Genomic DNA, 12,629 nt, shown 5'->3' with positions numbered 1-12,629 from the left:
CGAGAACATCATCGACGTGCCGAGTGAGCTGGTGTCCGGCTACCCGGCCAGCACCGCCGGTCAGACACGCTGGATGAAGGACGTCGCCAGCATCGTCGAGGCCGTACCGAACGGCCGCGGCCTCGGGATCTTCTACTGGGAGTCGACCTGGACCGCCGTCAACGGCAACGGCTGGGACCCCACGGACGCGTCCTCCGGAAACGGCTGGGAGAACCAGGCGCTCTTCGGTTACGACGACAGGGCGCTTCCGGCGATGGCGTGGTTCAGCCACCGGTAGCCCGAGGGACCGAACCGGGGCGGCAGGATCACCGTCCGCTTCACTGTCGTCGGCGGCGTGCAGCATCTCCCCGGACGAGGTGATGCTGCACGCCGCCACACCCTGCACCAGTTGCGCCGGCTGCCCGCCAACGGCATCGGCATCGAGCCACGAACGTTTCGGTGATGTCTTCGACTGCACCGGCTCCGCCCTCCCCCCACTGGGGAGTGCGGGGATGCCCGTCATGCCCGCAGGAAGGCGAGGACCGCCAGGACCCGTCGGTGGCCGTCGGTGTTCACCGGCAGGTCCAGCTTGTTGAAGATATTGCCGATGTGCTTGTTGACGGCCCGCCTCGCTGATGAACAGGTGTGCCGCGAGGTTCGCGTTGGTGCGGCCCTCCGCGATCAGCCCGAGCACCTCGCGCTCCCGGGCACTCAGGCGCTCCAACGGGTCCTGGCGCAGCCGGACCAGCTGCTGGATCGCTTCCGGGTCCACCACCGTCCCCCCGGCAGCCACCCGCTCGATCGCGGCCGTGAAGTCGGCCACCGCACCCACCCGTTCCTTGAGCAGGTAGCCCACCCCGGCCCCGCCGCCCGAGTCCAGCAGGCGCAACGCGTAGGAACGCTCCACGTACTGGCTGAGGACGAGCACCGGAAGCCCGGGGAACTCCTGGCGCAGCTTCACCGCGGACCGCAGCCCGTCGTCGCTCTGCTGCGCACCGTCGGTGCCGCCCCTCACCAGATCAAGCGCATGATCATCGGTGAGGCCGCGGTGGTCGGCCTGCTCGGCTCGCTCGCCGGCTGCGCGGTCGGCGTGGCTGCCGCCCCGCTGCTGCACTCCCTCCTCGACGACCTGGGGGTGGCCCCGCCCGGCATGGAATCACCGTCGCCGCCTGGCCGTTGCTCACGGCCTCCGCGATCGGTGTCGGTGTCAGTGTGATCGGCGCCTGGACCGCCGGCCGCAAGGCAGCCCGGGTCGCCCCCCGTCGAGGCCCTCCTGGACAGCCGCTCCGCCAACAAGGGCATGGGGAGCGGCCGTTGGATCGCCGGACTCGCGGTCCTCGGTACCGGTGTACTCCTCGCTGTCGGGACCGCCACCGCAAGCGCCGACAACCGCGTGAACATGGCGATCTTTGCCACCATGACGCTGATCGTCGCGGCCGCTGTGCTGACCTCCGCGTTCATCGGGCCCGTCGGCCGGTTCCTGACCGCCCCGTTCCAACGCGGCGGCTCCGCGGGCCCGGTCCTCATCCGAGCGGAACTGGTCGCCAACCCGCGCCGTGCCGCCTCCCTGGTGGCGCCCGTGATCGCTGCCATCGGCTTCACGGTGCTGCTCAGCGGCATGGTGGAGACCATGCGGGTGGCCTACCCGGCGGGCGAGGCCCTGAAGGTCTCGGGCCAGACGATCGTCACCCCGGACGGCACGCCCGGGAACACCGACGAGGTCGTCGCCGCCCACCCGGTGGGCAAGGCCGCCCTGCCGACCCGCGCCTTTGTGCTGGACGACGGCGGGGCCGACAGGAGCGCGGAGCGGGGAGGGAACACGGCCGACGCCACCGTGCTGGACGTCCTGGGCAGCCGGGACCCTCGCTGGAGCAAGCCGGGCGAGGCCGTCCTCGGCGAGAGCACCGCCGGGGCCCTGGGTCTGAAGAAGGGCCAGAACGTCTCGGTCCGGTTCGCCGACGGCAAGGTCGTCACGCTGCGGGTCGGGGCGGTCCTGCCCGACGACCCGGCCCGCGGTGCCTTCGTGGTCGCCCGCGGTCTGGTCCGGGCCCACGACCCGGCCGCGCTCACCGACGACATCTTCGTCCCCGGTGACGCCAAGGCCACCGACTCCGTCCCCGGCACCGCGCTGCACGACGCCGCCGCGTACGCACTGGCCGACTACGACACCGACGCCGAGCTCACCGACAGCCTCGCCTCCATGCTCATCGTGCTCGCCGTCGGCTACAGCGTCATCGCCGTGGTCAACAGCATGGCCATGGCCGCCCACGGCCGGCGCCGCGACTTCGAGGTGATGAGGACCGCCGGTGGCACCGTCCGCCAACTGCTGCTGGTCTCGGCGTGCGAGACCGCCCTGATCGTCGCCGTCGGCGCCGCGCTCGGTGTGCTGGTGACGCTGGCCCCGCTGTCGGGCATGGCGACCGGCCTCTCCGAGACCACCTCGTCCGACGTGGACCTGCACCTGAACACCGGCGCCATCACGACCGCCGTCGTCGGCACCCTGCTGGCGGCCGTGGTGGCCGGGATCGCGGTCACCGCGAAGACGATGCGGAGGCAAGCGGCATAAGGGATACGCGGACGGGGGGGGAGGGGGGAGGAACCGCCTCCACTTCGTCGGCGGCCATGGGGAGGTGGATAGCGTGCGGGTATGGCGATGACGACGAAGCGGCGGGTCCTCTACCGGCAGGGGACCGGGTTCTGGCGGATGACGACGAAGTGGGTGCTGGTCTTCGGAGCCCTGTACCTGTTGGACGGCGGACTGTTCCGGTCGTGGGGCGACGCTCTCGTATGGCCGATGATCGGGGTCCTGCTGTGGGTGCCGTTCGGGGTCGGCGTCGTCTGGTATCCGAAGAAGGACCAGCGGGTCGTACTGACGACGCGTGAACTGCGGGTGAGGCGCAAGCGGCTGCCGATGGAGAAGGTGAACCTGCTGCACGTGGCGAGGCTGTGGCTGGAGGGGCGGTCGACCGCGGACGACCAGCCGGTGCTGGACTGGCCACGGTTGGAGCGGGTGGTGTGGGTCCCCCTGCGGGACGGCCGGGCGCTCGGCGTGGAGTTTCGCGACCCGGCCGCGTTCGCCAAGGTCTTCGGCGCCTTCGCGGTCGAGGCGTGCGGCGGACCGGACATCGTCCGCGCGAGGGCGGCCGCGGAAACCTACCCGCAGCCGCGTCCGCTGCGGGCCCGCCCGGCGGACGACGACGGCTCCTGGACGGACCTCCTGGACATCTTCAACTGACGGCCGAAGGGCCCGTCAGGCCACGTCCCTGTAGAGACGGGTCACCACGGTGCGCGGTGGTGACCCGTCGCAGGGGCTACGGACGGCGCAGCGAGGTGTTGGTGATCGGGAGCCTCTTGTGCGCACCCGCCACGTAGAAGTCCCTCGGAGCCGTGCGCAGCGCGAACGTGTCGTCGTAGCCCGAGACGCGCACCGACATCACGAAGAAGCCGTCGTCCTCGGTGGTCGTCCTCACGTCGTACTCGCTCTCCCAGTTGGTCTGCAGGAAGACTTCGGTGCCCCCGGGCTCGACCCCCTTGGGGAGGGTGACCTTGCCCTGAACGGTGAGGATGTCGCCCGCCTTCACCTTCTTCTTGTTGACCTTGTAACTGACGGAGCTGGTCTTGGCCTTGGTTGTCACGCTGGTGTCGGCGTAGTAGCCGTCCTGCGGGGTGTTGAGGTCGCCGTCCTCGTCGTAGAGGGCCGTGATGTCCACGCCCCGCTGGACGTTGAGCAGGCTGCTGCCGGACATGTGGTCGATGTTCACATTGCGGATGGTGAACTTGCCGCTGGCGTCGGTGACCGGCTTGCCCAGGTCGCGCGGCTCGTAGTAGTTGGGGTCGATCGGGTCGCCCCACGGATTCCAGGTGGTGAAGCGGATGACCTCCTGGACGGTGACGGGGAGGTGGGGCGCCGGGGTGCCGTCGGCCTTGGTGACGGTGCCGGTGACGTCGACGCGGCGTTTGTCGTAGCCGGTGCTGGTCGGGTTGGTGCTGACCTTCAGCACGTAGGCGTCGCCGGGGGAGGCGCCCGAGGGCTGTGCCGCGGCGGCGGGCGCGGGCAGGGCGCCTGCGGTGAGCAGGAGGGCGGCGGTGGCGACGAGCCGTGTGTGCGGGGACTTCCTGGGCACGGTCAACTCCGAGTTCGGTCGGGACTGGAGGAGTCGCGCCGGGCGGCACCGGTTCCGCCGCGGCGCAGGTGTGCGACACACCGGGTTCGACCGACAGGGTGGGGCGGGAGTTGCACCGCGGAGCCGCTGTTACACGGCTGTGGCGGGACGCGGTTCTGCGGGGGTCGCGAGTTCACCTGGACGTCGACCGCGGGCCACCCGGGACGCTCCTCCGGTCGTTCAGCGCCCGGCGGTGCGCAGGAAGGCGTGGAGGGAGTCGGCCATGGCCTCGACGAAGGCGTCCCTGGTGGACTCGGGGACGCGGTCGAGCGACAGATACGGGTTGAGGTCCTCCAGCTCGACCAGCAGCAGCTCGCCCTCCCGGGTCCGGCACGCGTCCACCCGCTGGATGCCGTGGTCGAGGGTGTTCCAGTCGATGAACCGCCGTGCGAAGGCGAGGTCGGCGTCCGTCGCCTCGTACGGCTCCAGCACCCAGCGCCGTTCGGGGTCGGGGGCATGCAGGGCGTACTGGAACGTGTCGTCGACGTAGTAGAAGGACACCTCGTAGCGGAAGTCGACGCGCGGCTGCACCAGCACGTCGTCCCAGGTCAGGCCCGCCAGGTCCGTACCCGTCACGAAGCGCAGGCCGATGGAGTCGGCGCCGGCCCTCGGCTTGACCACGTACGCGTCGGCCCCGGCCAGCCGCCCCAGGTCCTCGGGCCGGTCGACCGTGGGGATCACCGGGAACCCGGCCGCCGTGAGGTCGAGCAGATACTGCTTGCCGTCCATGTCGGCCCGGCCGGTCAGCGGGTTGTAGACCGGGGTGCCGCTCGCCGCCGCCCGCTCGCGGAAGGCGTCGTACTCCCGCCGGTAGCGCAGCACGGGCCCGCTGTTGCGGACCACGACGGCGTCGAAGCCGTCCATGAGGGCCGCCGCGTCCAGCGGGTGGCACAGGGCGAGGTCGAACTCCGCGCGCAACCGTGAGGTGAGGAAGACGTCCTCGTCGCCGTAGCGCCGGCCGCGGGCCGGGTAGGCCAGATCCGTCACGTACAGCAGGCGGGGGCGAGCGGGCACGGCACAACCTCTTCGATCGGTGGGCCCAACCTAACCCGAGGTCGCGGACACGGGAGCGACCGCCTGCGAGGATGGGCCACCGACCCGAGGACCACCACGACCGGACGATCACGACCGGACGACCGCAACCGGTCCACCACCACCGGTCCACCACGACCGGACGACCATCGGGAGGCGACATGCCGGGCACGACGCGTACCGCGCACGGAGACGGAGGGGGCGTCGGCCTCGTACCGCGCGCGTTCGTCGGGATCGGCGGACGCGGACCCGAGGACGTCGTCGCCGACGACCGGGGACGGGTGCTGACCGGCGTCGAGGACGGCCGCGTCCTCAGGCTAGAAGGTCTCGCCCCACCGGGACGGGCCCGCGTCGAGACGATCGCCGACACCGGCGGCAGGCCGCTCGGCCTCGAACTCCTGCCCGACGGCGACCTGTTGGTGTGCGACGCGGAGCGGGGCCTGCTGCGGGTCACCACCGGCGACGGCACCGTTCGCGTCCTCGCCGACGAGGCGGGCGGCGAGCGGCTGCGGTTCTGCAGCAACGTGGTGGCCCTCTCCGACGGGACGGTCTACTTCACCGTCTCCACCCGCCGCTACCCCCTCGACCGGTGGATCGGCGACATCGTCGAGCACACGGGGACCGGGCGGCTGCTGCGCCTCGCACCGGGGGAGAAGGAACCCGAGGTGGTCCTCGACGGGTTGCAGTTCGCCAACGGACTCGCCCCCTCCGCCGACGAGTCGTTCCTCGTGGTCGCCGAGACCGGGACCCGCCGGCTTCTCCGCCACCGGCTCACCGGACCGAGGGCGGGCACCGCCGAACCGTTCGTCGAGGACCTGCCGGGCTCGCCCGACAACATGTGGCGCGGCCCCGACGGACTGATCCGGGTGGCGCTCGCCGGGCCGCGCATCGCCGCGCTCGACCTGCTCCACCGCGCCCGCCCCGCCGTGCGCCGGGCCGCGAGCCGGGTCGCGGTGCGGGCGCCGTACCGCCCCCTCGGCTTCGCCGGGGTCGTCACCGTCGACGACGGGGGCGGGATCGTCCACACGGCCGTCGACCGTCACTCCCGGTTCCGCATGGTCACCAGTGCCTGCGTGGCCGAGGGCCGCCTGGTCCTGGGCAGCCTGTGGGAACGCGGCGTCGCGGTGTGCGAGCTGCCGGGGGTGGGCGACTGAGCCGCCGTCCGGCCCCCGCGTTACGCTGTCGACCAGCCGCGATCCGCCGGGCGGCGCGGCGGTGCGGGCGCGAGTAGGAGACGTACGCACATGACAGTCCCGCACTCCGAGAGGGCCGAAGCCGCCGAAGCCGCCGAGGTCCCCGCCACCCCGCGAACCCCTGCCCGCCGGCCGTCCCCGTGGCACGGCCAGGGGCCCGTCGTCGCGGTGGTCGCCGTCGGCGGCGGCATCGGCGCGGCCGCCCGCTACGGCGCTTCCCAGCTCTGGCCCACCGAGGCCACCGGCTTCCCCTGGACCACGTTCTGGGTGAACGTCGTCGGTTGCTTCGTCATCGGCCTCTTCATGGTCGTGATCACCGAGGTATGGGCGGCCCACCGTCTGGTCCGGCCGTTCTTCGGCACCGGTGTGCTCGGCGGCTTCACCACCTTCTCGACCTACGCCGTCGACATCCGGAACCTGTTCGGCGAGGGTCACCCCCGCACCGCCCTCGCCTATCTCGCCGCGACCCTCCTGGCCGCCCTCGCGGCGGTCTGGCTCGCGGCCACCACGGCACGCCTGACCCTGGCACGGAGGCGACGATGACCCCTGGCACCCCTGACACCCCTGACACGGCGGACCGCCGGACGTGGCCCCGGCTCACCGGGCCGGCCCTGCGCCTGACCGTCCTCATCGGTGAGCAGGACACCTGGCACCACCGGCCGCTCTACAGCGAGATCGTGCACCGGGCGCACACGGCGGGCCTCGCCGGCGCGAGCGTGTTCCGGGGCATCGAGGGCTTCGGTGCCTCCTCGATCGTCCACACCTCACGTCTGCTGTCGCTCAGCGAGGAACTGCCCGTCGCGGTGGTCGTCGTGGACACCGAGGAACGCGTGCGGGCCTTCCTGCCGGAGCTGGCGGACCTGGTCCCCGACGGGCTGGTGACGCTCGACGCGTGCGAGGTCGTCGCCCCGGCCGGCCGCGCCGGAACACATGAGGAAGGTAAGAGAACGTCGTGAACTGGGTGTTGGTCGTCGTCGGTGGCATGGTCGGCGCACCGCTGCGCTATCTCACCGACCGGGCCGTGCAGTCCCGGCACGACACGGTCTTCCCCTGGGGCACCTTCACCGTGAACGTCGTCGGCTCCCTCGTCCTCGGTGTGCTCACCGGTGCCGTGGCCGCCGGCGCCGCCAGCTCCGACCTGCGACTTTTCCTCGGCACCGGACTCTGCGGGGCGCTCACCACCTACTCGACCTTCTCCTACGAGACGCTGCGGCTCGCCCAGGACGGCGCCCGCCTCCACGCCACCCTGTACGTGATCGGAAGCGTCGCGGCGGGGCTGGGCGCGGCCTTCGCCGGTGTGGCGCTGGCGGAGGCCCTCTGGAGGTGAGCCGGGCACTCGTCCAGCTGTTCGGGGCCCTTACCCGGCTGTAGTACGACACTGCCTGTCGTCGCGTCCTCCGCTGAGCAGAACTGGACCACATGAGCGCCATCACCGTCGGTCAGGCCGTCGTCCTCGGAGCGGTGGAAGGGGTGACCGAGTTCCTGCCGGTGTCCTCCACGGGCCATCTGAAGATCACCGAGGGGCTCATGGGGATCCAGGTCGAGGACCGCGCGGTCGTCGGGTTCTCCGCGGTCATCCAGGTCGGCGCCATCGCCGCGGTGCTCGTGTACTTCCGCAAGGACATCGCGCGGATCGTCGGCGCCTGGTTCCGGGGACTTCGCGACGCGGGGGAGCGGGAGAACCGCGACTACCGGTTCGCCTGGTGGGTGATCGCCGCGACCGCCCCCGTCGTGCTCGTCGGGCTGCTCGCCAAGCCGCTGATCGAGGGGCCCCTCGCCTCGCTGTGGGTGGTGGCCGGGTCGCTGATCGGCGGCAGCGCGGTCATGTGGGCCGCGGAGCGGTGGGGACGGCACAAGCGCGGCGAGGGAGACACCTCCGTCCGGGACGCGATGCTGGTCGGCGGTTCGCAGATCCTCGCTTTGCTGTTTCCCGGCTTCTCCCGCTCGGGCGCCACCATGTCCACCGCGCTCCTGCTCGACCTCGACCGGGTCGCCGCCACCCGGCTCTCCTTCTTCCTCGGCATCCCGGCCCTGACCGGCGCCGGGCTCTACGAGCTGAAGGACGCCCTCGGGGCCGGCGTCGGCGCCACGCCGCTCCTCGTGGGAACAGCTGTCTCGTTCGCGGTCGCATACGCCTCGGTGGCCTGGCTGCTGAGGTTCGTGACCCGCAACTCCCTCAACGTCTTCGTGGCGTACCGGATCGTCGTCGGTGTGCTGCTGTTCGGGCTGCTCGCGGCGGGTGGCCTCAGCTGACGAAGGCCCCGGCGCGCGACCGTCGGAGGGTGATCCACCCTCCGACCAGCGCCAAGATCGAACCGGTCACCCCTTGACAGCCCTGTCCCGTCACCCGCAGGATCACCCCCGTGAACCTGTCAGACAGCCAGACAGGTGGCTCGGCACCCCGGCGCGTCAGCGCCATGGAAGCGGTGCTCACCCACCTTCGCGGCGCCATCGAGCGCGGCGAGTACGCCATCGGTGACAAGCTCCCCTCCGAGGCGGAGCTGTGCCGGCAGCTCGAAGTGAGCCGCCCGGTGCTCCGTGAGGCACTGCGCGCCCTCCAGGTGATGGGACTGACCCAGTCCCGCACCGGCAAGGGCACCTTCGTGATCGCGAACGCCGTCGAGGACCCCACCTTCGGCGACTACGCGGCGAGCGACCTGCTGGAAGTGCGTCGGCACGTGGAGATCCCGGTCGCCGGGTACGCGGCGGCCCGCCGCACCCCGGAGAACCTGGACCACCTGGCGCACCTCCTGGACCGGATGGAGCGGGAGACCGACACCACCGCCTGGGTCGCGATGGACACGCTGTTCCACCTGGCCGTGGCGGAGGCCGCCCAGAACCCGGTGTTCCGCCGGGTCATCGAGGAGATCCGGGACGCACTGGCGCGTCAGTCGGCCTTCCTCAACGAACTGGGCGGCCGTCGCGAGCAGTCCAACCGGGAGCACCGGGCCATCGTCGAGGCACTGATCGACGGTTCCGAACACGACGCGGTGGAGGCCATGTCCCACCACCTCGACCGCGTCGAGACCACCCTCACCGACATCGTGCGGTCCCCACGCACGACCAGTTCCACGGAAGGCGGACCCGAGGCGTGAGCGAGCAGCACCTCAAAGAAGAGACGCGCACACCGGCCGCACCCCATGTCGACGCGGGCGACGAGGGCTACAGCAAGTCCCTCAAGGCCCGGCACGTCAACATGATCGCCATCGGCGGTGCCATCGGCACCGGCCTCTTCCTCGGCGCCGGCGGCCGCCTGGCCGACGCCGGCCCCTCCCTGTTCATCGCGTACGCCGTCTGCGGCGTCTTCGCGTTCCTCGTCGTCCGCGCCCTCGGCGAGCTGGTCCTGTACCGGCCCTCGTCCGGCGCCTTCGTGTCCTACGCCCGGGAGTTCCTCGGCGAGAAGGGCGCGTACACGGCGGGCTGGATGTACTTCCTGAACTGGGCCACCACCGGTATCGCCGACATCACCGCGGTGGCCGTCTACACCCACTACTGGGGCATGTTCTCGGACGTACCGCAGTGGGTGATCGCGCTCATCGCCCTCGCGGTGGTCCTCACCGTGAACCTGATCTCGGTGAAGATGTTCGGCGAACTGGAGTTCTGGTTCGCGATCATCAAGGTCGGCGCGCTCGTCGTCTTCATGTGTATCGGCATCTTCCTGCTGGTCACCCAGCAGCCCGTCGACGGCCACAACCCCGGCCCCGCCCTGATCACCGACAACGGCGGTGTCTTCCCCAACGGCATCCTGCCGATGCTGCTGATCATCCAGGGCGTCGTCTTCGCCTACGCCTCCGTCGAGCTGGTTGGCGTCGCCGCCGGTGAGACCGAGAACCCCGAGAAGATCATGCCCAAGGCGATCAACTCGATCATGTGGCGTGTCGGCCTGTTCTACGTCGGCTCCGTCGTCCTGCTCTCCATGCTGCTGCCCTGGTCCTCGTACAAGGCCGGCGAGAGCCCCTTCGTGACGGTGCTCTCCAACATCGGAGTCCCCGCGGCCGGCGGCATCATGAACCTGGTCGTCCTCACCGCCGCGATGTCCTCCCTCAACTCGGGTCTGTACTCCACCGGCCGCATCCTGCGCTCGATGGCGATGTCCGGCTCCGCCCCGAAGTTCACCGGCGTGATGAGCCGCAGCCAGGTCCCCTACGGCGGCATCCTGCTCACCAGCGGCATCTGCGTCCTGGGTGTCGGCCTCAACTTCGTGGTCCCCGCCGAGGCGTTCGAGATCGTGCTCAACTTCGCCGCGATCGGCATCATCTCCACCTGGGGCATGATCATGATCTGTCACCTGCTCTTCTGGCAGAAGACGAAGAAGGGCGAACTGACCCGGCCGAGCTACCAGCTCCCGGGCTCCCCCTGGACCGAACTCGTGACGCTCTTCTTCCTCGCGTCCGTGCTGGTCCTCATGTACGCCGACGGCGGCGCGGGCCGCACGACGGTGCTGTGCGTCCCGCTGATCGTGGGCGCGCTCGTGGCGGGCTGGTACGGCATACGCGGCCGTGTCGCCCGGAAGTCGACCGGAGCGGATGCGTGAACCAGGCAGTGACGTACCACCCCACGACCACCGGCGCCCCGGGTACCCCCGCGGCTCCGGTGGCCGCGGCCCCCGCGATCCGGGAGCCGCTCCACGCCCCCGTCGCCCACCTCGTACGCGGTGGGGTCATCGAGGGCATCCACTACGGCTCCGTCGTGGTGCTGGGTGCCGACGGGGAGGTGGAACTCCAACTCGGTGACATCGAGGCGGCGTTCTACCCCCGGTCGGCGCTCAAGCCGGTCCAGGCCGTGGCCATGCTGCGCGCCGGGCTGCCCCTGGACGGCGCACTGCTGTCGCTGGCCGCGGCCAGCCACTCCGGCGAGGAACGCCACCTCGCCGGAGCCCGGCAGATCCTGGAGCTGGCCGGCGCCACCGAGGACGACCTGCGCAACGTCGCGGACATGCCGTACGGCCCCGCCGTGCGCGACGCGTGGATCCGGGACGGGCGCCGGGCCTCCCGGCTCGCGCAGAACTGCTCCGGCAAGCACGCGGCCATGCTCCACACCTGCAAGCTCAACGGCTGGTCCCTCGACGACTACGTCGACCCCGCGCACCCCTTGCAGCAGGCCATCGCCGAGATCGTCGAGGACCTCACCGGGCAGGCCATCGCCCGGGTGACCGTCGACGGCTGCGGCGCCCCCCTGTTCTCCGTCTCCCTGCACGGCCTGGCCCGCGCCCTCGCCCGGATCACCACCGCCGCCGAGGGCACCCCCGAGCGCCAGGTCGCCGACGCGATGCGCGACCATGCCGAGATGGCCTCCGGCGCCGGGCGCGACGTGGCGGCGCTGATGCGGGCCGTACCCGGACTGCTCAGCAAGGACGGCTTCGAGGGCGTCCAGGTCGCCGCCCTCCCCGACGGCCGCGCCGTCGCCGTGAAGATCGCCGACGGCGCCGACCGGGCCCGGGTCCCCGTCACCGCGGCGGCCCTCGCCCGGGTGGGCGTCGACCCGGTCGCCCTCGCCGAGTTCGCGGGCGCTCCGCTGCTCGGCGGCGGCCACGTGGTCGGCCACATCCGCCCGGCGCGCGCCCTGGACCCCCTCACCCCCTCCTCGTACGCATGACCACGCCCGAAGCACTTCGTACGCCCTGAGCACCACGTACGACCGACGAACCTCGTACGTCTGATCCACCTCAAACCTCAAAGAAGAGGACCCGTACCGCGATGACCGCCGCAGTCACCCGCAGCGAACACGACCTGCTCGGCGACCGGGACGTTCCCGCCGACGCGTACTGGGGTGTCCACACCCTGCGCGCCACGGAGAACTTCCCGATCACCGGCATGCCGATCTCCGCGTACCCGCATCTGATCGAGGCGCTGGCCGCGGTGAAGGAGGCCGCGGCCCGCGCGAACGAGGAACTGGGCCTGCTCGCCCCCGAGAAGGCGGCGGCGATCATCGCCGCGTGCCGCGAGATCCGCGACGGAAAGCTGCATGACCAGTTCGTCGTCGATGTCGTGCAGGGCGGCGCGGGTACGTCGACGAACATGAACGCCAACGAGGTCGTCGCCAACCGGGCGCTGGAACTCCTCGGCCACGCCAAGGGCCGGTACGAGTTCCTGCACCCGAACGAGGACGTCAATCTCGGCCAGTCCACCAATGACGTCTACCCGACCGCGGTGAAGATCGCGACGGTGTTCGCGGTGCGGGGACTGCTCAAGGCGATGGCCGTCCTCCAGGACGCGTTCGCCCGCAAGGCGGTCGAGTTCCGCGACGTGCTCAAGATGGGCCG

The 12,629-nt window shown here is 71.2% G+C and carries 15 protein-coding genes and 1 pseudogene; 13 read left to right on the top strand and 3 right to left on the bottom strand.

Annotation, left to right across the window (positions count from 1 at the left end; genetic code table 11):
• On the top strand, positions 1-277 hold a 277-nt coding region (locus tag M8J73_RS42945; RefSeq protein ID WP_249829854.1), incomplete at its 5' end, for a glycosyl hydrolase 53 family protein.
• A 221-nt stretch (positions 278-498) separates the two neighbouring features.
• On the opposite strand, the pseudogene M8J73_RS42940 reads toward M8J73_RS42945, so the two are convergent.
• Positions 499-1,093: pseudogene (locus tag M8J73_RS42940) on the bottom strand (LuxR C-terminal-related transcriptional regulator).
• On the opposite strand from M8J73_RS42940, the gene M8J73_RS42935 reads away from it, so the two are divergent.
• From M8J73_RS42935 to M8J73_RS42925, 3 genes are all read left to right on the top strand, one after another.
• Positions 1,007-1,195: a hypothetical protein gene (locus tag M8J73_RS42935; RefSeq protein WP_240501582.1), complete on the top strand. Its 189-nt coding sequence runs from the start codon at positions 1,007-1,009 to the stop codon at positions 1,193-1,195. The pseudogene M8J73_RS42940 and the gene M8J73_RS42935 sit on opposite strands and share 87 nt — an antisense overlap.
• 201 nt (positions 1,196-1,396) lie before the next feature.
• Positions 1,397-2,545 (top strand): FtsX-like permease family protein, encoded by a 1,149-nt coding sequence (locus M8J73_RS42930; protein WP_169797904.1) that lies wholly within the window; start codon positions 1,397-1,399, stop codon positions 2,543-2,545.
• A gap of 81 nt (positions 2,546-2,626) precedes the next feature.
• Positions 2,627-3,214, top strand: coding sequence for a hypothetical protein (locus tag M8J73_RS42925; RefSeq protein ID WP_249829853.1), 588 nt, complete (start codon positions 2,627-2,629; stop codon positions 3,212-3,214).
• A 76-nt stretch (positions 3,215-3,290) separates the two neighbouring features.
• Here M8J73_RS42925 and M8J73_RS42920 read toward each other — a convergent pair whose 3' ends face one another.
• Entirely contained in the window at positions 3,291-4,103 is an 813-nt protein-coding gene (locus M8J73_RS42920) for a hypothetical protein (protein WP_055538673.1), read from the bottom strand.
• 219 nt (positions 4,104-4,322) lie between these two features.
• A complete protein-coding gene (locus M8J73_RS42915) occupies positions 4,323-5,156 on the bottom strand; it encodes an ATP-grasp domain-containing protein (RefSeq protein WP_055538670.1) in 834 nt (277 codons plus the stop codon).
• 179 nt (positions 5,157-5,335) lie between these two features.
• On the opposite strand from M8J73_RS42915, the gene M8J73_RS42910 reads away from it, so the two are divergent.
• The 9 genes from M8J73_RS42910 to M8J73_RS42870 form a co-directional block, all read left to right on the top strand.
• Positions 5,336-6,328 (top strand): SMP-30/gluconolactonase/LRE family protein, encoded by a 993-nt coding sequence (locus M8J73_RS42910; RefSeq protein WP_055538672.1) that lies wholly within the window; start codon positions 5,336-5,338, stop codon positions 6,326-6,328.
• Positions 6,329-6,418: 90 nt separating this feature from the next.
• Complete coding sequence (gene crcB / locus M8J73_RS42905) at positions 6,419-6,910, top strand: fluoride efflux transporter CrcB (protein ID WP_055538669.1); 492 nt, start codon at positions 6,419-6,421, stop codon at positions 6,908-6,910.
• Complete coding sequence (locus tag M8J73_RS42900; RefSeq protein ID WP_055538668.1) at positions 6,907-7,323, top strand: DUF190 domain-containing protein; 417 nt, start codon at positions 6,907-6,909, stop codon at positions 7,321-7,323. The genes crcB (M8J73_RS42905) and M8J73_RS42900 overlap by 4 nt, the downstream gene beginning before the upstream one ends.
• Positions 7,320-7,694 carry a fluoride efflux transporter CrcB gene (crcB, locus tag M8J73_RS42895; RefSeq protein ID WP_055538667.1) on the top strand — a complete coding sequence of 125 codons (375 nt, stop codon included), beginning with the start codon at positions 7,320-7,322 and terminating at the stop codon, positions 7,692-7,694. The genes M8J73_RS42900 and crcB (M8J73_RS42895) overlap by 4 nt, the downstream gene beginning before the upstream one ends.
• Before the next feature lie 92 nt (positions 7,695-7,786).
• Positions 7,787-8,620, top strand: a complete 834-nt coding sequence (locus M8J73_RS42890; RefSeq protein ID WP_055538666.1) for an undecaprenyl-diphosphate phosphatase — start codon at positions 7,787-7,789, stop codon at positions 8,618-8,620.
• Positions 8,621-8,784: 164 nt separating this feature from the next.
• On the top strand, positions 8,785-9,462 hold the full coding sequence (locus M8J73_RS42885; protein ID WP_055538665.1) for a FadR/GntR family transcriptional regulator: 678 nt from the start codon (positions 8,785-8,787) through the stop codon (positions 9,460-9,462).
• The gene (locus M8J73_RS42880; protein ID WP_055520787.1) at positions 9,459-10,901 is read left to right on the top strand and encodes an amino acid permease; all 1,443 of its coding nucleotides are present in this window, start codon (positions 9,459-9,461) and stop codon (positions 10,899-10,901) included. The genes M8J73_RS42885 and M8J73_RS42880 overlap by 4 nt, the downstream gene beginning before the upstream one ends.
• An 8-nt stretch (positions 10,902-10,909) precedes the next feature.
• Positions 10,910-11,962 (top strand): asparaginase, encoded by a 1,053-nt coding sequence (locus tag M8J73_RS42875; protein ID WP_055538671.1) that lies wholly within the window; start codon positions 10,910-10,912, stop codon positions 11,960-11,962.
• A gap of 101 nt (positions 11,963-12,063) precedes the next feature.
• On the top strand, positions 12,064-12,629 hold a 566-nt coding region (locus M8J73_RS42870), incomplete at its 3' end, for a lyase family protein (protein WP_249829852.1).

This window comes from Streptomyces neyagawaensis (assembly GCF_023516595.1).
Taxonomy (GTDB): domain Bacteria; phylum Actinomycetota; class Actinomycetes; order Streptomycetales; family Streptomycetaceae; genus Streptomyces; species Streptomyces neyagawaensis.
This window is presented reverse-complemented; position numbering and strand designations above follow the sequence as displayed.

Coding starts and splice junctions, on each gene's coding strand:
- M8J73_RS42900 (WP_055538668.1), top strand. CDS start 6,907: ATGACCCCTGGCACCCCTGACACCCCTGACACGGCGGACCGCCGGACG.
- M8J73_RS42930 (WP_169797904.1), top strand. CDS start 1,397: ATGACGCTGATCGTCGCGGCCGCTGTGCTGACCTCCGCGTTCATCGGG.
- crcB (WP_055538669.1), top strand. CDS start 6,419: ATGACAGTCCCGCACTCCGAGAGGGCCGAAGCCGCCGAAGCCGCCGAG.
- M8J73_RS42935 (WP_240501582.1), top strand. CDS start 1,007: ATGATCATCGGTGAGGCCGCGGTGGTCGGCCTGCTCGGCTCGCTCGCC.
- M8J73_RS42925 (WP_249829853.1), top strand. CDS start 2,627: ATGGCGATGACGACGAAGCGGCGGGTCCTCTACCGGCAGGGGACCGGG.
- M8J73_RS42890 (WP_055538666.1), top strand. CDS start 7,787: ATGAGCGCCATCACCGTCGGTCAGGCCGTCGTCCTCGGAGCGGTGGAA.
- M8J73_RS42910 (WP_055538672.1), top strand. CDS start 5,336: ATGCCGGGCACGACGCGTACCGCGCACGGAGACGGAGGGGGCGTCGGC.
- M8J73_RS42885 (WP_055538665.1), top strand. CDS start 8,785: ATGGAAGCGGTGCTCACCCACCTTCGCGGCGCCATCGAGCGCGGCGAG.